The sequence below is a fragment of the Bacillota bacterium genome, from assembly GCA_013178305.1.
Lineage (GTDB): Bacteria > Bacillota > Sulfobacillia > JABLXB01 > JABLXB01 > JABLXB01.
The window spans coordinates 79,033-97,270 of record JABLXB010000006.1; the positions used below are offsets into that span (position 1 = coordinate 79,033).

Here is an 18,238-nt window from a genome sequence, read left to right on the forward strand (position 1 = left end):
TGGATGGTAGAAAGGTCACACTCTAGTCAGGCGCTTATCCAGGAGGTTACAATGCAGCCGGTTTCCACTTCGTTTGTTGCCGTAGACGTTGAAACCACGGGTGTCCTGCCCGATCGTGATTCCATCATACAGGTCGGCGCCGTCCTGTTTGAAGGGGGGCGGGCGGTGGCCGAGATGAGCTCCCTCGTCAGGCCGGCCGTCCCTGTGCCTCTCAAGATACAGCGTATGACCGGCATCTCACAGGGGGCCGTCGATGCGGCGCCGGAATTCGAGGAGATATCTGCGGAGCTCGCGGGTTTCCTGGGGGACAAGCCCCTCATCGCGCACAACGCCGATTTCGACGCCGCGTTCATCACGGCGGCGATGACCCGTTGTGGCCAGAGGGCTCCGGCCAACAACCGGTACGATACTCTCGACCTCGCAAGGCTGGTCCGGCCATCGCTCAAGAGCTTCAGGCTGGAGCGCCTCGCCGCCTCGGAAGGAATCCCGGTCACGAGGGCGCACGACGCCCTCGAGGATGCCCGTACGGCGGGCCTCGTGTTCCTGTCGCTTTTCGAAAGGCTATGCGGGTTCGAACCCGCCCTGCTCGACCAGATCGCATCGTTTGCGCGACTCTCGAAGTGGGCCATATCCGATGTCCTGGATGAGGCGGTTTCGCTGTCGGTAGCCGGGAGGATGCGGGGCGACGGCCGGGCCGCAGCCGGCGGCGACCGCGGCGGTGTGGCGGCCGCCGGGGCGGCGGTGTTCCAGGAGGCGGGGGCCCGCGGCGCAATGCGCAGGAGCGAGGGGGAGTACACCCCGGTCCCGTACGATGTCGTCCGCGATGCGCTGGGAGAGGGCGGGCGCCTCCACAGAATGATGGATTCTTACGAATTCAGGCCGCAGCAGCTGCAGATGGGGTACCTGGTGGCCGAGGCGCTCAGTGACGGTAAGCACCTCCTGGCGGAGGCCGGGACGGGAATCGGCAAGTCCATCGCGTACCTGGTCCCCGCCGCCGCGTTCGCGTACGCGAACCGGACGAGGGTTGTCGTCTCGACCCACACCATAAACCTTCAGGAGCAGCTCTGGTCCAAGGACATCCCGCTCGTAAAGGACAAGCTTGGGCTCCATTTCGAACACGCCCTGCTCAAGGGCAAGTCGAACTACCTCTGCCTGAGGCGGTGGAAAGCTCTATCGCGCCGGGCGCCGGCGCTACCCGCGGACGACCTCCGGCTCCTCGCGCGCACTGCGGTATGGGTCCGCGAGACCCTCACGGGGGACAAGTCCGAGCTTGGGCTGCTCCCCGACCAGGAGCCCTTCTGGGATCTTGTCTCCTCGGACCCGGACTCGTGCGACGGGCGTGGCTGCCCCGAATGCGGGTCGTGCTTCTTCCAAAAGGCGCGGGAAGCCGCGTCGCGCGCGGATCTGATAGTCGTCAACCACTCACTCGTGTTCTCCGACCTTGCGTCGGGAAACAAAGTGCTTCCGGAGTACGCGCACATCGTCTTCGACGAGGCGCATCACCTGGAGAAGGTGGCCAGCGAGCACCTGGGCGATTCCGTGTCCACCTACGACCTGGACCGGCTTCTTGCCGTTCAGAACCGGAACGGCCTGCTCGACAGGGCGGAGCGTGTGCTGCGCGCGGAGGGGGCCGCGGGGGCGGCGGACGCCGGACTGATCGAGTCGTTTTCGACCGCGAGGGACGCGGCGCGCCGCGCGCGGAGCGACCTCCAGTCCATTCTCGACGGTGTGCGTGGATTACAGGTGGGAGGCGGGAGCGGCGGGGAAGAAGGCGAACAGTTCCCGCGGGCGGTGGGAATCACTCCTGCGCTGGCGCAAGCAGGGCTTGGCCCGTTCCTCGGGATGGCTGCCGCCCTGGCCGGCTCTCTCGACGAGGCGGCTGCGGCCGTGTCGCGCCTGTGGGGACTGACTTCCGAGTCTCGAGCGCGGGTAGCTCAATCCGGACCCCGCGCGGACGACGCGGACGACCTCGAGATCGAGCTGAAGCGCGTCGTCGCGAGACTCGGGTCTGCCGCGAGGGTAATTGGCGAGGTTTCCTCGCCGCGCGACGACGGGCTTGTCCGCTGGATCGAGGTCGACAAGGGCGAGCGCCCGCGCGTGGTGTTCAGGCTCGCCCCGGTTCATGTGGGCGAATCCCTACGTGAACCGGTTTTCGAACGACTGCGATCGGTCATAATGACTTCGGCGACCCTGACGGTCGGCGGCAGTTTCGACTATTTCAAGCACCGGCTGGGCCTCGACGTGCAGCCCCAGGAGCGCCTCATATCCGAGTCGATCGGTTCGCCGTTCGATTACGCAAGGCAGGCGCTGGTTTACGTCCCGGCGGGCATCCCGAATCCGAGGTCCGGCGAGAACGGGTTTTGCCGCGCTATAGAGCCGCTCCTTTGCAGGCTGGCCGAGGCGTCGGGCGGAAGGATGCTGGTGCTGTTCACCTCGCACCGGATGTTGAGGGCGGTGTACCACCGTGTGAAGTCGCGGCTGGAGGCTTCGGGGATATGCCTTCTCGGCCAGGGAATCGACGGGTCGAGATCGAGGCTGCTCGAGGAATTTCGCGAGGACGGGGGCACGGTGTTGTTCGGCTCCCAGAGCTTCTGGGAGGGTATCGATGTGGTCGGCCCCGCGCTCTCCTGCGTCGTCCTCGTGAAGCTCCCGTTCTCTCCACCGAACCAGCCGCTCCTCGAGGCCAGGGCGGAGCGATTAGCCAGGGAGGGCCTGGACCCGTTCCTGCACTTGCTCGTGCCGGAGGCGGTCCTGAGGTTTAAGCAGGGGTTCGGCAGGCTCATCCGCAGTAAGACCGACAGAGGGGTCGTGGCGGTGTTTGACCGCAGGGTGCTCCCCGGCGAATCGACTTACGGAAGACGGTTCCTCGAGTCGCTGCCGGGCCCTTCGGTGGCTTCTGGCGACGAAGAGGAACTGATAGAGAAGCTGCGGGAATGGCTCCCGCAAGATGGGGTGTAGAGTGACTTGGTAATCCTCCTGACGAACGACGACGGGGTTCACGCCGACGGTCTCCAGGCGCTGAGGGCGCAAATGGAGAAGATGCCCGGCATTGAGGTCTTTGTGGTCGCCCCGGACAAGGAGCGCAGCGCCAGCGGCCACGGGATAACGATCCACCAGCCCTTGCGGGTTGAAGAGGTCAGTATCGACGGAAGCCGCGCGAGGATATGGGCGGTTTCGGGGACGCCGGCCGACTGTACGAAAATCGGCATCAGGGCGCTCCTCCCCGGGCCGCCGTCGCTCGTGATCTCCGGAATCAACAGGGGACCGAACCTCGGCACGGACGTGTTCTATTCGGGGACGGTCGCGGCAGCTCTGGAAGCCGCCGTGTTGGGTGTCCCCGCAATCGCGATGTCTCTCAACGGGTACGAGAACCTCGACTATTCCTACGCCTCCAGAGTTGCCGCCTGTCTCGCCGGCATCATTCTGAAGCGCGGGATGACGCCGAACAGCCTCCTGAACGTGAACATCCCCGCACTCGAACCCGAGCACATCGCGGGCATGGAAGTGACGAGGCTGGGGGTGAGGCGCTATAACGACGAGTTCGAGCGGAAGGTGGACGCCAAGGGGGATGTGTACTACTGGCTCGCCGGCGGCGTGATGGACGTGGAGAACGCCGAGGGGACCGACGTCGGCGCGATTCAACAGAACAAGGTCTCGATAACGCCCATCCACCTCGACCTCACCGCACACTGGGCCATGGACGAGATATGCGCCTGGGAGATCGATCTCCCCGACCGTGACGGCGGAGGTCCGGTGTAGGCTGGGCCGCGCCGTCACGGTCTGAGGCGACCCCCGCCGGAATAGACTTTAGCGACACGGACTCAGCGGGGGTGAACGATGTTGAAGGTGGGTGAGGCCGCTCCGGCGCGGAATAACGTCCGGTTATCCCCGAACTCCGTCCTGGCGGGGGTGGTGATCTGTTTCTCGGTGACGCTGCTCGCGGCGGGAGTTCTCACCATCCTGCTGATGCTCACGCCGATGACTGAGAGGATGCTGCCGGCGATCGTCAACGTGGTGGGGGCTCTGAGCGTGTTCGCCGGCGGTTTTGTGTCGGGAAGGCAGAGCGGTGGAGTCGGGTGGTTCCACGGGGGTTTGTCGGGCGCCGTTTACACGCTGGCGTGTTTCGTTCTCAGCATTCTCGTTTTCCCGGAGATGCTTCCGGCAGGCTTCCTCGCAAGGAGGCTGTTGCTCGGCTTCGGGATTGGCGCGGTAGGCGGGATGGCCGGAGTCAACCTCTGACCCCGAAGGGGGTGATGAATAGGGCAACTCCGGAGGGGGCAGAATTAGCGTGATGCCTCTCCCGGAGGGTTGCAGTTGGCGAACAGGGTCGCATCTATGATCGTGCTGGCTTCGGTGCTGGCGTCGTGTTTGGCTCTGGGAGCGGATCGCGCAGCGGCCGCTCCCAAATCATGCTCGAGGGGAGACGCCGGCCCTCACGTCAGGGAACTGCAAACATCACTCAAAACACTCGGCCTCCTGTCCGGCGCGGTTGACGGGGTGTTCGGCCCGGCTACCGAACGGGCCGTGCGTTCGTTTCAGGCGAGGGCGAAGGTTACCGCTGACGGGGTCGCCGGTCCGGTCACGCTGGCGGCCATCCAGGGCGAGCTACGCGCCCTGGCAAGGAGGCGTGAGGAGCAGAAGCGGCTCGACGAGAAGCGCGCGTCCCTGGAACGGCTGAGAAAACAGGTGTTGGAGGCGCGGAAGACTTTGGGACAGGCCGGGGGCGCGGCGGGCGCGATCGTCGAGGGTGAGCCAGGCAGGCAGCCGGGTTCGCGTGGCGTGATTTACCTCACCATGGACGACGGTCCCGACCCCGCAACGACCCCGTGGGTGCTGGACTTCCTGAAGTCGAAGCGAGTCAGGGCCACGTTCTTCGTGGTTGGGGAGAAAGCGGAACGCAACGAGGCGCTCGTGAGGAGGATGGCCGCCGAAGGCCATTCGGTTCAGAACCACTCGCACACGCATGCTGAAGCCGAAATGGCCGGCTCCGCCGCGGCTGAGGACGGCATGGCCCGCTGTGCGCGGGTCATCGAACGGCTCACGGGATCGAAAAGCAAGTATTACAGGCCCCCCGGCGGTCGTACCCCCGCGGAGCTGCTGGCTGCCGCGTCCAGGCAGGGCCACACGGTCGCATTGTGGTCGAACCTGTGGGGGGACGACGCCCGGTCGGCTGTCGCGGCCGCGTTCGATGGCGCGGTACTGATGGTCCGCGAGCAACCCGGCGTCATCGAATCCTCGTTACCCGCCATAGTGGAACGCCTGGCCGCAGATGGATACAGGTTTTCGACGCTGGGGCCATGAAGGGCCGGTAGGGCGTAACCCGCCGGCCTCACTGGACCGGGGGCGATGGTGGAGACACCTGCCGTATATTGGATTTCCAGGCGCCCACGAGCTCCTGAACCTGCATAAACGCCTGGCTCTCGAACATCGCCGCGTGCGCTTGCGACATCGAGGAGATACCTTCCTGGAGCGACTGGGCGAGACGCTCCGCTATCTTGGCCTGTTGCGTGGTCGCAAGGTCGGATAGTTGCTGGAGCGCCTGCAGAACCTGAGCATTGTTCGAACGGATCGCGTCGTCGCTGGCCACGAGGGGCGAGACCTTCTGCACGATCCCGAACATAGCGTCCAGCCGTTTAGAGGATTCGATGTAGGCGGACGCCTGCCCGAGGACGGACTGCAGCTCGCGTTCCGCCGCGAGTTGCTGCCCCCTTATCGTCGCCTGAATATCTCCGAGCGCCCTGCGCACCTCCTCGCCCGGCGTGGCTGGCGTCGATGCGTCGCCCGCGTTGACGGATTGGCCGAGTTCCTTCTCAAGACCCGTCCTGGATGTGTCGTAATTCTCCCTTTCAGGCATGTTGTCACCTCCGTACCGCCTGTCCCGCGTGCCCGCGGGGCCGCCATACCTATTCTTGCCTGCCTGTTCCCACCTCTATCCGGCGGCTCCGGAGGATTTTCGGCGCAGTACGACAAATCCCACGATCCGGCAGGTGATTGTGGTGACGCATTTCCTGTCGTGCGGTTTCCTGAAGGATTACCTGTCTGAGATCCATGAGGCCGCCTCCAGGCTCGATAGGTTGCTCGAGTCCTCAGGCAAGGCCGAGGGGGATGACGCGCGGCTGGCGGCCGGATTCATCGTATTGAAGTCCGGGGAGGCCCTCGAGATACTTGAGGCGATGCGATGTGAGCCGCTTGTCTGGACGGGCCCGGGCACGACAGACGAGGTTATTCGCAGGCTCGAGGAACTGCTGTCAGCGCTTGACTCGCGACAGGGCGAATACTAAACTCAAGGGGAATGGAGGTCGGAGTCCATGCCCATGATGGAATTCTGCTGCACACGCTGTGAGAACACGTTCGAAACCCTCGTAAGGGCGGGCGAGGAGGCTGCCTGCCCGAAGTGTGGTTCCGCTGATCTGAAGCGGCTTATATCCCGTTTCGCGGCGAGGAGCAATTCGCCGGCCGGCGCCTCCAAGTCCATTGGCGGAAAGTCCTGCTCCTCTTGTTCGTCAGGCAGCTGTTCTTCCTGCGCCTGACCGGCTGAATCAAACGGGACCGGCGGGATTCGCTCCCCGCCGGTCTTTTCTTTTCGCCGCGGGACCTGCGCGGTATACCGGGCCTGCTCCCATGGAAACCATAAGCCGTGAGATTCAACGCAAGTGCGGGAGTGAATCGTATGACCAGACAAAGGCGCCTGTGCGCGGCCATCCTGCTGGTCGTCGCGCTGGTCGCCGCCGCAGCCTACGCCTCGAACAGGAAAACTGCGCTGGATATTGAGCCCGTGATCGCGAGCTCCGGGGTATCGCGTGGCGGTGAGACCCTGCTTCTCGCCCGGCTGGTGCACGGTGAAGCGAACGCCGAGCCGTACGCGGGGCAGGTGGCCGTGGCGTCTGTCATATTGAACCGCGTGCAGGCGCCCGGATTTCCCAAGTCCATCCCCGACGTCGTATACGAGCCCGGGGCATTCGAGTCGGTATCCAACGGTTTGATATGGTCCGATTATCCGAGCGAAGAAAACATCGCGGCGGCGACGGCCGCGCTCAACGGGTGGGACCCGACCTACGGCGCCCTGTTCTTCTGGAATCCCTACAAGCCCGTGAACCCGTGGGTCTGGACGCGGCAGATAGTCACCCAGATCGGGCGCCACGTGTTCGCGCTCTAGGAGGGATTGAGGGATATGACGAGATCGAGGTGGATACTGTACGCCCTTGTTGGCCTGCTGGCGCTGTCGCTACTATGGGGGGCGTCGCAAGCAAGGGCGCGGCGGCAGGTGGAACTGAGTCTTGAGGCCGAGAGGCAGCGGGCGTTCTCGAACCTTGCGGACAACGTGGCGAACGTGGAGGTGCTGCTGGGGAAAGGGCTCGTGCTGTCCTCCGCGCTGCAGAGCGCGACCGTGTTTCCGGATATCTGGTACCAGGCGAACATGGCCCTGGCCAACCTGAGCAGGCTGCCGCTACCGATAATCGAACTCCAGAAGTCCTCGCGATTCCTGAACCAGGCCGCCGACCTTGCCTATTCGCTGGGAAAGAAGGTCGCGCGCGGGGGGACTATCTCCGACAAGGACTGGGAGATCATGAACAACCTCCGCGACCAGGCGGCCAAATTAGGGGGGCAGATCAAAGACCTCGAGATATCCTCTCTGAAGCAGGGCCTGACCTGGTCGAGCATGAGGGGCGCGGCCGCGGCCCGCGTGACGGGCGCGAACCTGAACGTGGGTGACCGGTTCAAGGGGATCGAGAAAGAGATGGAGAGGTACCCGTCGCTCGTTTACGACGGGCCGTTCTCGGACCACATCGAAAGGCGACAGCCCGCCGGCGTCACCGGCAATCCGATTACCGCGGACGAGGCAATCGCGAGGGCGCTCAAGTTCGCGCCTACCCCCGCGGGCGTCTCGTACGCCGCCAGGGTGAAGAACGAGGTGGCCGGGAAAATCCCCGGGTTTTCGCTGGAGGTGGTCCCGCAGGGAACGCCTGAGGCGCGGAACAGTCCGTCATTCAACATCGACATAAGCAGGACGGGCGGCCACGTGGTCTGGATGACGTCGAGCCGCGTACCCCGCTCCGGCAACCTGCCGCTCGAACAAGCGAGGCAGAGGGCCGTCGAGTTCCTGCAGTCGCGAGGTTACGCGTCGATGGAACCGACCTACGCCGTGAAGGAGAACGGTAGTGCGTACGTGCTGTTCGCGTACAAGCAGGATGGGGTTAGGATATACAGCGACCTCATCAAGGTGCAGGTCGCACTGGACACTGGCGAGGTTACCGGGTTCGACAGCCTCGGGTATTTGATGTCCCACCGGCAGAGGACGATCCCAAAACCGCGGATCAGCGCGGAAAAGGCGAGCCAGAGGATCAGCCCAAGGCTGAAGGTGTCCCAGTGCAGGCTGGCGCTGATACCGCTCGAAAACCTGGACGAGGTGCTGGCCTACGAGTTCAGGACGAGACTCGGAGCGACGGATTACCTCGTGTACGTCAACGCGCTCACCGGCGACGAGGAGAGGATCATGCAGCTGGTACCCGCTGGTGAGGGAGAGTTGGCAATGTAGGCGTGCAGAAGGCATTTCAGGACGCCCGACGGGCGGGCCCGCGCGTGGAGCCAGGGCCCGCCCGACTTGTGTTTCGGGCAAAGAGGAATGGGCTGATCCAGCGCCGAATGCAGGCGCCATCACGACCAGACGAGGAGGCATTCGCCGGCGCAGGCGAGGATATGTTCCGGTATGGCGAAGGCGGAGTTGGCCTGGCACATGAACAAGGGTAAGTGGGGTTGATCGAATTGGAGAAATATGTGTGCACGCTGTGCGGATACGTGTACGACCCCGAGAAGGGCGAGCACCCGGTACCGCCGGGGACGCGTTTTGAGGACCTTCCGGACGACTGGGTATGCCCGCTGTGCGGCGCCGGAAAGGACGCGTTCGAAAAAGAGTAAAGTCCGAGGGACAGTCTGGGAGGAAACAACGTGATGAGGATCGTGGTGGTCGGTCTGGGGGCCGCTGGGCTCGCCGCCGTGGAAGAGGCGAGGAAGACGGCCCCCGCCGCCCGCATTACAGCCATATCGAATGAGCCGCACCCCGCGTATTACCGGCCGCAGCTCTCTCACCGCCTGGTGACCGGAGCGGATCCCCAATCCCTGCTGATCAGGAAGCCCGAATGGTACGCGCAGAACCGCGTGGAACTCAGGTTGGGGACTGCCGTGATACGACTGCTCGTAGACGAAAAGCGGGTTGAACTGGCCGGTGGTGAATCGGCGGCGTACGATGCCTGCGTTCTGGCGATGGGCAGCAGCAGCTTCCTGCCTCCTGTAAGGGGGAGGGAACTGAGGGGCGTTTTCACGCTCAGGAACATCACCGACGCGCTGGGCGTCCGCGAGACGCTGTCGAGCGCTACGAAGCCAGTCATCATCGGCGGGGGACCCCTGGGACTGGAGGCGGCCTGGGCGATCGCCTCGGCAGGGAAGGGTGTCACGGTGCTGGAACGCGGCGACCGCCTTCTGAAACGGCAGATTGACGAAGAGGGCTCTCGATTCCTGCACGACCTGCTCGGGAGGGCGGGGATAAGCGTGGTCTACGGCGCGGATACCGGGGAGATTACCGGCGCGGGCAGGGTGGAGGGTGTCAGTCTCAAGGACTCGCGGGTGATCGAGGCGGACTTCGTGCTGTTCTCGGCCGGCGTCAGACCGAACACCGCCGTAGCGAAGGCGGCGGGGCTGCAGGTCCAGGGGGGCGTAGTGGTCGACGACAGGATGCGCACGAGCGCCGGTTCGGTCTATGCCGCGGGAGACGTGGCGGAATGGGATGGGCGCGTGGCCGGCGTCATGCCTGTGGCTGTCGCTCAGGGGAAAGTCGCCGGCGCCAACGCCGCGGGTGGCGATATCACGTACGTCGAGCCGGAATTGAGCGTGGTGATCAACATCCTGGGATTCTCGATCGCGTCCGTGGGCGAGGTCGGTGGAGGGGATTTCGCGCTCGGTGATCCGCCCGCGAAGGACGAGTACCTCAAGGTGTTCTTCAAGGGTGAAACGCCGGTCGGAGCGGTCTCTATCGGCGAGGCCAGGAGAGTCTCCGCCCTCAGGCAGATTGTAGCCAGGGGAGCGGGTGTCACCGGGGCGCGGCAACTGAATTCTGCATCGGAGATGCTCAGGATATGGAGTTCGTCGAAGTAGGAGACGGGGCATACTGCCTGGCCGGCGCAACGAACATCGGCGTGCTGGTATCGGTTGACGGAGACGCCGTCCTCGTGGACTCGGGCCTCGACCAGTCGATCGCGAGGCGTTGCATCCGCGAAGTCAGCGAACGGGGCTGGCGCGTCAGGGCCGTCATCAACACCCACGCGCACGCCGACCACGTGGGGGGCAACGCCGAGCTCAAGCGAAGGACGTCCTGCGAAGTCGTGGCCCCCGCGTTCGAGGAGGCGTGGATACGTTACCCGCTGAGCGAGCCCCTCGCGCTCTTCGTGGGGGCGTCGCCCCCGCAGGGCCTCAGGAACAAATTCACAATGGCCGAGGCATGCGGTGTGGACCGCGTACTCGAACCGGGCGAGCATGAGGTGTTTGGCATCCTGTTCGAGGCGGTGGATCTCAAGGGCCACAGCCCGAACCAGACAGGCGTAATCGCCGGCGGGGCGCTGTTCTGTGGCGATGCCTTCTTCCAGGAGGAGCAGCTCCACAAGCACGTCATCCCGTACAACGTAGACATCGGCGCGCAGCTCGACACCCTCGCGAAAGTCCCGGCGCTGGCTGCGAAATCCGTGATCCCGGGCCACGGCGGAGTGTGCCGGGATGTCAATGGCGCGGTCGAAGCCAACGTCGCGCGGATCCGGACCGTGACCGGTCTCGCCCTGGAGAATGCCGGGACGGGCGGCGTGGGCGCCGGCGCCGAGGCGATCCTGGACGCGGTGTGCCGCACGCTTGGTGTCGCGCCCGCGTCTCTGGCCCACTATTACCTCCTCCTCTCGGCTGTCAACGCCCATCTCAGCTACCTCGAGAGCCAGGGCCTCGCGCAGCCCCGAATTGAAGGCGCCGCCCTGAGGTGGCGCAAGGCGGGTGGCTCACAGTGAAGAGGATGTACCCGGAGCAGCCGGTCGCGGCGGTCGCCGCCGTCATACTGAGGCCTTCGAAAGGCAGCGGCACGCGTAAAATCCTGCTAATCAAGCGCGGCATTGAGCCCGCGGTGGGAAAGTGGAGCATCCCGGGGGGCGCGATCGAGCTGGGCGAAGCGGCGCGGGACGCCGTCCGCCGCGAAGTGAAAGAAGAGTGCGGGCTCGATATCACGGTTCTAGACGTGTTCGAGATATTCGACGTCTTCGTAAGGGATAACGCTGGCGCGCTCAAGTTCCACTACGTGATCATCGACTTCCTTGCGGAGCCGGAGGGCGGCTCGCTGGAGGCGGGATCCGATGTGAGCGACGCCACGTGGGTAACACTTGGCGAGGCCGCTAACCTTGACATAACGCGAGGCACGCGCGAGGTGTTACGCCGGCTCGCGGAGCGCGGACTGATGTAACCTGCAGCACACTCGACGAGGGGCGGGCCCTGCGTTCGACGAGCCCGCCCCTCGTCGTTCCCTGATGCTCGCGCTCTACGCCTTATACCCGATCTTCCTGAGGAAAGCCTTCCTGTGCTCGATATCCGACTGGCTCTCTATGCCCTTCGTCTTGAACCCATCTACCACGCCGAGGATGCCGCGCCCCTGTTCCGTTTCAGCGACGAGCACTTCCACGGGATTCGCGGTCGCGCAGTAGAAGCCGCATACCTCGGGGACCTGCTTCAGGGCATTTAGAATGTTAATGGGAAAGCCGTTCTCCATGAAGATGATGAAAGTGTGGCCCGTTGCCAGGTTGAGCGCGTTCTTCCGTGCGAGTTCGATCAGGCGGTCATCGTTGCCGGTGTACCTGGTGAGGCATGGACCTGAAGACTCGTTGAACGCGAGACCCCACTTGAGCGACGGGGCCGTTGTCACTATCGCCTCATGAATGTCCTCGACGGTCTTTATGAAGTGCGATTGTCCGAGGATCATGTTCGTCTCGGGGTTGGGTTTCTCGATCCCGATCACGTGTATGTCCACAGGCACTCCCCCTCCTTTTCCCAATGTTTCCACCAGGGTCAGGCTTTATCCTGCATCGTACGCTGCGCGGTTTTTCTGAGCCGCGGTATGGATGGGGGAGGAAGGAATCGAACAGGCCCGTATCGAATAACTGTCGGGGCTATAAGCATACGCATGCGTGTCAGGAGAGAAAGTCTTGATCTCGGTAGAGTGGGCAGCCTGGCAGCCCAATGACGCCGTCCGGAGGTATCTGGGTTGGAGACGGCAGACGTAGTTGTCGTGGGCGGGGGAGTTCACGGCTGCGCCGTGGCGTATCACCTGGCAAGGCTGGGCGCGGGGCGTATAGTCGTATTCGACAGCCAGTACCTGGCGAGCGGCGGGACCGGCCGCTCCGCCGCCGGGGTGCGGCACCAGTTCGGCACCGAGATCAACTGTAATCTCGCCATGGAGAACATCCGCCGGTTCGAAACCCTCGAGCAGGACCTGGACTATGGCGGCGACATCGAATTCGCGCAAGGTGGCTATCTCCTCATAGCGTACAGCCAGGGACAGCTCCAGCAGTTCGAGCGAAACGTCGCCCTTCAAAACAGCCTCGGCATCGAATCCGTGATGTTGGAGCCGGACGACATTTCGTCCATCGCCCCTGACCTCAACCTCGATGGCGTCCTGGGGGCGAGCTTCTGCCCCAGGGATGGGCACGCGAACCCGTTTCACGTGACGATGGCTTACGCTCGAGCCGCCGGGAGGCTCGGCGCGACGTTCCGCCTGTACGAAACGGTGGAAGCGCTTAGGGTACGGTCGGACAAGGTCGCAGGGGTCGTGACCGGCAGGTGCGCCGTGGATGCGCCAGTCGTCGTTGTGGCAGCCGGGGGACGCAGCGCTGACCTCCTGGCTACCGCGGGCGTGCAGGCGCCCATCTACTCGGAGAGGCACCAGATCCTCGTGACTGAGCCGTTCGAGCACGCGCTCAACCCCATGGTGCTGTGCTTCGACGACGGGACGTACTGGAAGCAGACCCCCCACGGGAGCTTCCTGATGGGAATCGGCGACCCCAACGAAGCCAAGGGCCACGCGGTCGGCTCGTCGTGGCAGTTCCTGCACGAGGTGTCGGTGAAGATAGAACGGCACATGCCGCGCCTGGCCGGAGCCCGCGTGGTCCGGCAGTGGGCGGGCACTTACGATATCACCCCCGATTCGCAGGCGATCATCGGACCCACACCGGTGGACGGGCTGTACGTCAATGCGGGGTGGAGCGGCCACGGGTTCCAGTTTGCACCCACCATCGGGCAGATCCTCGCTGAGGTGGTACTCCACCGGCAGCCCATGATCGACGTGAGCCCCCTTTATCTCGAGAGGTTTGAGACCGGCAGGTTGATTCCGGAACCCGCTTGCGTGTAGCTCCGCGCCGGGTTTCTCCAGTTTCGGCGAACCGGTTCCCGTGAAGGAGGTGGGCGGGAGGTAAAACGGCAGAGAAGTTGGAGATAGCGAGAACCGGAACAAATCCTGAAGGAGGGGGAAGATGTTTAAAGGTAGACTCGTTGCGCTCCTCGTGATCCTGGTCATGATAGCTGGCATGGTTACCGGCTGCGGCGGGCAGCCCGCGCAGAAGCCTGCCGAGCAGAAACCGGCCGAACAGAAGCCGGCGGCGCCTGAAGCCATCAAGATCGCGGTGCAGGGCCCAATCTCGGGCCAGTGGGCGTTTGAGGGCGAGGGTTTTGTCCGCGCGGTGACGCTGCTTGCGGAGCAGCTGAACGCCAAGGGCGGGCTCCTCGGCAAGAAGGTCCAGATCGTCCAGGCCGACGACAAGAGCGACCCGAAGGAGTCGGCGCTCGTCGCTCAAAAGATGGTAGCGGAAAAGGTCATAGCGGTCATCGGCAGCTACGCCTCGGGCCTCACGGAGCCGGCGTCGGCCATCTATGACGAGGCGGGCATCCTCCACATCACGCCGTCTTCCACGGCGACGAAGCTCACTACGAAGGGATACAAGAAGTTCTTCAGGACCTGCTTCCTCGATGACAGGCAAGGCCTTTTCGCCGCGGATTACATGGCGCAGAAGGGCTACAAGAACGCCGCGATAATCCACGACAACACGACCTTTGCGAAGGGACTCGCCGAGTGGACCAAGAAGTACGCCGAGGAGAAGGGCATCAAGACCGTGTTCTTCGACGCCATCACCCCGGGTGAGAAGGACTTTACACCGACCCTCACCAAGGTGAAGGCCGCGAAACCCGACGTAGTCTACTTCACCGGCTACTTCCCGGAGGGCGGGCTCCTGTGCAAGCAGGCCAAGGACCTCAAGGTCAATGCCGTCTTCATGGGCGGCAACGCCGTCAACAACCCCGAGTTCGTGAAGATCGCCGGACTCAGCGCTGCGCAGGGCACGATCGTCACCACCGAACCGCTTCCGGACGATCTGCCTTATCCTGAGGCCAAGCAGTTCATGGCGGACTACAAGGCCAAGTACGGCGATTCCGCGAAGAGTGTATGGGCGCTGCTCGCGGCCGACGCGTTCCGTGTGATAGTCGAGGCAATCCAGAAGACCAGCAGTACCGATCCGGCGAAGCTCGCCGAGTACCTCCACACCAAGGTCAAAGACTTCCCCGGCATCTCGGGACCCATCATCGGGTTCGATGAGAAGGGCGACAGGCTGGGCACAATCCACAAGGCCTACATCGTCAACGAGAAGGGCGAGTTCATACCGGCCAAGTAATGTCAGCAGGGGGCGGGGAATCACCCCGCTCCCTCCCAGACTCCACATACTCACACCCGGGAGGACTCAGTTGTGGAGCAATTCTTCCAGCAAATGGTCAACGGCATCACGGTCGGATCGGTGTACGCCCTCGTGGCGCTGGGCTACACGATGGTCTACGGGATCCTCCGCATGATTAACTTCGCCCACGGTGAGATGTTCATGCTCGGGTCATATATCGCCCTCACGCTGCTGGTTTCCCAGAAGGTCAACCTGCTGGCGACGATTCCCAACCTGTTCGTCGTGCTGCTCGGCGTGTTCATTATGTCGATGATTGTGGTCGGGGGCGTAGGGGTGGCCATTGAACGGATAGCGTACAGGCCGCTCCGGAAGGCGGGCAGGCTGGCGCCTATTGTGTCGGCGCTCGGGATGTCCCTGGCCGTGCAGAACGCGGTCATGCTCACCTACGGGACCCAATACCAGGTGTTCCCCGAGGGACTTTTGCCGGAGTTGGTCTGGCAGGTCGCCGGAGTCGAGATCACCCTGATGCGGGTGGTCATCCTGCTGATCTCGGTCGGCCTGATGGCCGCCCTGTATATATTCGTTCAGAAAACTCCGCTGGGGACCGCCGTCCGCGCCACGGCGCTCGACCACGACGCCGCCAGGCTTATGGGCATCGATGTGGACCGGATCATCCTTACGGTCTTCCTGATCGGGCCGGCCCTGGGCGCAGCGGGCGGCATAATGGTGGGGATCTATTACAGGCAGGTCAACTTCACGATGGGGTGGACCTACGGTCTTAAGGCGTTCACAGCCGCCATCCTCGGCGGAATCGGAAACATCCCCGGGGCGATGGTTGGCGGCCTCCTGCTCGGCATCCTGGAGACCCTGGGCGCGGGATATATCTCTACCGGGTGGAAGGACGCGTTCGCATTCATCATCCTGATAACGATTCTGGTGGTAAGGCCGACGGGGCTGCTCGGTGAGAGAGTGGCCGAGAAGATCTAGGTCTCGGAGAGGATGACGAGAGTGCTGCCTCTAAACCGCGGTTCTTTGATGCCGGGCAAAGGCCGGACCGTGTTCCTGGCGTTACTCGGCTGCCTGCTTCTGCTGTACCCGCTCGTTGTGAACGACTACTGGACGATGGTGGGCAACTTCTACGGTATATACGTGCTGCTCGGCCTCAGCCTGAACCTGATCGTTGGAGACGCCGGCCTTTTCAACCTGGGCCACGCCGCGTTTTACGCTGTGGGCGCCTACAGCACGGCCATCCTGAACACGGTGTTCGGAATACCCACGATGGCCCTGCTTCCCGTAAGCGCTCTCTTTGCAGCGCTGTTTGCAGTGCTGATCTCTAAACCGATACTCCACCTGCGGGGAGACTACCTCGCCATAGTGACGATCGGCTTCGGCGAGATCGTACGGATCGCATTGTACCAGAACCCGTTCGACCTTACGGGCGGGCCGAACGGCATATTCGGAATCGCGAGGCCGCGGTTGTTCGGATTCGTTTTCCGGAGGCCGCACCACTATTTCTACCTCATCTGGGTTCTGGTAGTCATAACCATATTCGTCATGCGACGGCTCGAGGAATCTAGAGTGGGGCGGGCCTGGAACTGCATTCGCGAGGACGACCTTGCCGCCGAGGCCATGGGGATCGATACCGCGCGGCTCAAACTCCTGGCGTTCGCGCTCGGGGCCGGCGTCGCCGGAATGGCGGGGAACCTCTACGCGGGGAACATGACGGTCATCGCCCCCGAGAGTTTCAGTTTCTGGGAATCGGTGCTGATGTTCTGTATCGTCGTCCTGGGCGGCGCCGGGTCTGTCCCCGGAGTGATAGTGGGTGCGTTCGGCATGTTCGTCTTGCCCGAGCTGTTCCGGGGGTACTTCCTGCAGTCGAGGCTCCTGGTGTTCGGTCTGGCTATGGTGGCGATGATGCTGTTCAGGCCCGAGGGGCTGTTGCCGGTCCAGCAATGGAAGCGGGCGTCGGCCTCCTCGAGAAGCGAGGGATGATGCTCTCCTATGGCACTGCTTGAGGTAAAGTCACTAACGAAGAGATTTGGCGGCCTGACCGCCGTCAGCAGGGTCGACTTCAAGATCGAGCAAGGGGAGATCCTTGGCCTGATCGGGCCCAACGGGGCCGGTAAAACCACGGTGTTCAACCTCATAACCGGGATCTACCGCCCCGACGAGGGCGGCATCCTGCTGGACGGCCGAAGCATCGTCGGGCTGAGGCCCCACAAGATTGCCGAGCTCGGAGTGGCGAGGACGTTCCAGACGATACGCCTGTTCAAGAACCTCACCGCCCTGGAGAACGCGATGTCCGGGCGGCATTGCAGGACTCGCTCCGGCGTACTCTCAGCGATCCTGCAGCCACGTTCTCAGAGAGATGAGGAGCTCTCGATCCGGAGAGAGGCCCTGTCCCGCCTCGAAACCGTCGGCCTCCACGGTCACGAGGAGATGCTCGCCAAGAACCTGCCCTACGGCGACCAGAGGCGCCTGGAAATCGCCAGGGCGCTTGCCACCAGTCCTATACTGCTGATCCTGGACGAGCCGGCCGGCGGTCTCAACGAGCAGGAAAGCATGGAACTCATGGGCTTGATAGGCCGCATCCGCGATTCCGGTATTACAGTGTTACTTATCGAGCACGACATGACGGTTGTGATGGGCATCTCGGACCGAGTGGTCGTTCTCGACTATGGGGAGAAAATCGCCGAGGGGACCCCGGCGGAGGTCCAGTCCAACCCGCGGGTGGTTGAAGCCTACCTCGGAAAGGAAGAGGACGAACTCTGATGGCTCTCCTGCAAATCGAAGACCTCAACATCTACTACGGGGCGGTCCACGCTCTCAAGGGGATCGACCTGACGGTCGAGGAAGGGGAGATCGTCACCCTCCTCGGGGCGAACGGCGCGGGTAAGTCCACGACTCTCAGGGCCATATCGGGCCTTGTCAAGCCGAAATCGGGGCGGATCCTGTTTCATGGTAAGGTACTCAACGATTGCCCCGCTCACGAAATCGTAAGGCTTGGTGTCTCGCAGTCGCCCGAGGGCCGGAAGGTGTTCTCGACGCTGACCGTCGAGGAGAACCTCACCCTGGGCGCGTACGTGCGCCTGAAGGACCGCAAGGGCGTTGAGGGGACAAAGAAACGCGTGTTCGAGCTGTTTCCGAGGCTTCTCGAGAGGCGGGCGCAGCTCGCCGGGACCCTCTCGGGTGGCGAGCAGCAGATGCTCGCCATCGGCAGGGCACTCATGGCCTCGCCGCGCCTGCTATTGCTGGATGAGCCGTCGCTCGGGCTGGCCCCGCTCCTTGTGAAGAGCATCTTCTCTACGATAAAGGAGATCAACCAGCACGGTGTGACGATAGTCCTCGTCGAACAAAACGCGAGGGCCGCGCTGAAGCTGGCGCACCGCGCGTACGTGCTCGAAACGGGGAGGATCCCGCTGTCCGGGTCGGCGGCCGACTTCCTGAAGGACGAGCGGGTCCGGAAGGCGTACCTGGGAGAAAAGTAGAAACGGGGAGTG

The 18,238-nt window shown here is 63.5% G+C and carries 20 protein-coding genes; 18 read left to right on the forward strand and 2 right to left on the reverse strand.

All coding sequences use genetic code 11. The features are described 5' to 3' along the window. Nucleotides 1-51: 51 nt before the first annotated feature. The 4 genes from HPY55_12235 (at nt 52) to HPY55_12250 (ending at nt 5,301) form a co-directional block, all read left to right on the forward strand. Nucleotides 52-2,958: a hypothetical protein gene (locus HPY55_12235; protein ID NPV71392.1), complete on the forward strand. Its 2,907-nt coding sequence runs from the start codon at nt 52-54 to the stop codon at nt 2,956-2,958. A 6-nt stretch (nt 2,959-2,964) separates the two neighbouring features. Continuing rightward, complete coding sequence (surE, locus tag HPY55_12240; protein ID NPV71393.1) at nt 2,965-3,759, forward strand: 5'/3'-nucleotidase SurE; 795 nt, start codon at nt 2,965-2,967, stop codon at nt 3,757-3,759. Between the two features lie 78 nt (nt 3,760-3,837). Further along, nucleotides 3,838-4,239 (forward strand): TIGR04086 family membrane protein, encoded by a 402-nt coding sequence (locus HPY55_12245; protein NPV71394.1) that lies wholly within the window; start codon nt 3,838-3,840, stop codon nt 4,237-4,239. Nucleotides 4,240-4,314: 75 nt separating this feature from the next. Beyond that, on the forward strand, nt 4,315-5,301 hold the full coding sequence (locus tag HPY55_12250) for a polysaccharide deacetylase family protein (GenBank protein ID NPV71395.1): 987 nt from the start codon (nt 4,315-4,317) through the stop codon (nt 5,299-5,301). Between the two features lie 28 nt (nt 5,302-5,329). On the opposite strand, the gene HPY55_12255 is transcribed toward HPY55_12250, so the two are convergent. Beyond that, a complete protein-coding gene (locus HPY55_12255; protein NPV71396.1) occupies nt 5,330-5,854 on the reverse strand; it encodes a hypothetical protein in 525 nt (174 codons plus the stop codon). A 142-nt stretch (nt 5,855-5,996) separates the two neighbouring features. Here HPY55_12255 and HPY55_12260 point away from each other — a divergent pair, with 142 nt between their 5' ends. From HPY55_12260 to HPY55_12295, 8 genes are all read left to right on the forward strand, one after another. Beyond that, entirely contained in the window at nt 5,997-6,281 is a 285-nt protein-coding gene (locus HPY55_12260) for a hypothetical protein (GenBank protein ID NPV71397.1), read from the forward strand. A 27-nt stretch (nt 6,282-6,308) separates the two neighbouring features. Further along, nucleotides 6,309-6,530, forward strand: a complete 222-nt coding sequence (locus HPY55_12265) for a zinc ribbon domain-containing protein (GenBank protein NPV71398.1) — start codon at nt 6,309-6,311, stop codon at nt 6,528-6,530. Nucleotides 6,531-6,670: 140 nt separating this feature from the next. Continuing rightward, complete coding sequence (locus HPY55_12270; GenBank protein NPV71399.1) at nt 6,671-7,156, forward strand: spore cortex-lytic protein; 486 nt, start codon at nt 6,671-6,673, stop codon at nt 7,154-7,156. 15 nt (nt 7,157-7,171) lie between these two features. Further along, complete coding sequence (ypeB, locus tag HPY55_12275) at nt 7,172-8,536, forward strand: germination protein YpeB (GenBank protein ID NPV71400.1); 1,365 nt, start codon at nt 7,172-7,174, stop codon at nt 8,534-8,536. Between the two features lie 227 nt (nt 8,537-8,763). Beyond that, nucleotides 8,764-8,916 carry a rubredoxin gene (locus tag HPY55_12280; protein ID NPV71401.1) on the forward strand — a complete coding sequence of 51 codons (153 nt, stop codon included), beginning with the start codon at nt 8,764-8,766 and terminating at the stop codon, nt 8,914-8,916. Between the two features lie 30 nt (nt 8,917-8,946). Continuing rightward, nucleotides 8,947-10,149, forward strand: coding sequence for an NAD(P)/FAD-dependent oxidoreductase (locus tag HPY55_12285; GenBank protein ID NPV71402.1), 1,203 nt, complete (start codon nt 8,947-8,949; stop codon nt 10,147-10,149). Then, complete coding sequence (locus tag HPY55_12290) at nt 10,131-11,042, forward strand: MBL fold metallo-hydrolase (protein NPV71403.1); 912 nt, start codon at nt 10,131-10,133, stop codon at nt 11,040-11,042. The genes HPY55_12285 and HPY55_12290 overlap by 19 nt, the downstream gene beginning before the upstream one ends. Further along, nucleotides 11,039-11,488, forward strand: coding sequence for an NUDIX hydrolase (locus HPY55_12295; GenBank protein NPV71404.1), 450 nt, complete (start codon nt 11,039-11,041; stop codon nt 11,486-11,488). The genes HPY55_12290 and HPY55_12295 overlap by 4 nt, the downstream gene beginning before the upstream one ends. Nucleotides 11,489-11,563: 75 nt before the next feature. On the opposite strand, the gene HPY55_12300 is transcribed toward HPY55_12295, so the two are convergent. Continuing rightward, nucleotides 11,564-12,049: a hypothetical protein gene (locus tag HPY55_12300; protein NPV71405.1), complete on the reverse strand. Its 486-nt coding sequence runs from the start codon at nt 12,047-12,049 to the stop codon at nt 11,564-11,566. Nucleotides 12,050-12,283: 234 nt separating this feature from the next. Between HPY55_12300 and HPY55_12305 the strand changes: the two genes are divergently transcribed. The 6 genes from HPY55_12305 (at nt 12,284) to HPY55_12330 (ending at nt 18,226) form a co-directional block, all read left to right on the forward strand. Continuing rightward, the gene (locus HPY55_12305) at nt 12,284-13,426 is read left to right on the forward strand and encodes an FAD-binding oxidoreductase (GenBank protein NPV71406.1); all 1,143 of its coding nucleotides are present in this window, start codon (nt 12,284-12,286) and stop codon (nt 13,424-13,426) included. 175 nt (nt 13,427-13,601) lie between these two features. Continuing rightward, on the forward strand, nt 13,602-14,738 hold the full coding sequence (locus HPY55_12310; GenBank protein NPV71407.1) for a branched-chain amino acid ABC transporter substrate-binding protein: 1,137 nt from the start codon (nt 13,602-13,604) through the stop codon (nt 14,736-14,738). Nucleotides 14,739-14,810: 72 nt separating this feature from the next. Further along, a complete protein-coding gene (locus HPY55_12315; protein ID NPV71408.1) occupies nt 14,811-15,725 on the forward strand; it encodes a branched-chain amino acid ABC transporter permease in 915 nt (304 codons plus the stop codon). A 48-nt stretch (nt 15,726-15,773) separates the two neighbouring features. Next, complete coding sequence (locus tag HPY55_12320; protein NPV71409.1) at nt 15,774-16,730, forward strand: branched-chain amino acid ABC transporter permease; 957 nt, start codon at nt 15,774-15,776, stop codon at nt 16,728-16,730. A 9-nt stretch (nt 16,731-16,739) separates the two neighbouring features. After that, nucleotides 16,740-17,510: an ABC transporter ATP-binding protein gene (locus HPY55_12325; GenBank protein NPV71410.1), complete on the forward strand. Its 771-nt coding sequence runs from the start codon at nt 16,740-16,742 to the stop codon at nt 17,508-17,510. After that, entirely contained in the window at nt 17,510-18,226 is a 717-nt protein-coding gene (locus HPY55_12330) for an ABC transporter ATP-binding protein (GenBank protein NPV71411.1), read from the forward strand. The genes HPY55_12325 and HPY55_12330 overlap by 1 nt, the downstream gene beginning before the upstream one ends. The last annotated feature ends 12 nt before the right edge of the window (nt 18,227-18,238 follow it).

Coding starts and splice junctions, on each gene's coding strand:
- HPY55_12320 (NPV71409.1), top strand. CDS start 15,774: ATGCCGGGCAAAGGCCGGACCGTGTTCCTGGCGTTACTCGGCTGCCTG.
- HPY55_12255 (NPV71396.1), bottom strand. CDS start 5,854: ATGCCTGAAAGGGAGAATTACGACACATCCAGGACGGGTCTTGAGAAG.
- ypeB (NPV71400.1), top strand. CDS start 7,172: ATGACGAGATCGAGGTGGATACTGTACGCCCTTGTTGGCCTGCTGGCG.
- HPY55_12310 (NPV71407.1), top strand. CDS start 13,602: ATGGTTACCGGCTGCGGCGGGCAGCCCGCGCAGAAGCCTGCCGAGCAG.
- HPY55_12330 (NPV71411.1), top strand. CDS start 17,510: ATGGCTCTCCTGCAAATCGAAGACCTCAACATCTACTACGGGGCGGTC.
- HPY55_12265 (NPV71398.1), top strand. CDS start 6,309: ATGCCCATGATGGAATTCTGCTGCACACGCTGTGAGAACACGTTCGAA.
- HPY55_12325 (NPV71410.1), top strand. CDS start 16,740: ATGGCACTGCTTGAGGTAAAGTCACTAACGAAGAGATTTGGCGGCCTG.
- HPY55_12235 (NPV71392.1), top strand. CDS start 52: ATGCAGCCGGTTTCCACTTCGTTTGTTGCCGTAGACGTTGAAACCACG.
- HPY55_12245 (NPV71394.1), top strand. CDS start 3,838: ATGTTGAAGGTGGGTGAGGCCGCTCCGGCGCGGAATAACGTCCGGTTA.
- HPY55_12290 (NPV71403.1), top strand. CDS start 10,131: ATGGAGTTCGTCGAAGTAGGAGACGGGGCATACTGCCTGGCCGGCGCA.
- HPY55_12270 (NPV71399.1), top strand. CDS start 6,671: ATGACCAGACAAAGGCGCCTGTGCGCGGCCATCCTGCTGGTCGTCGCG.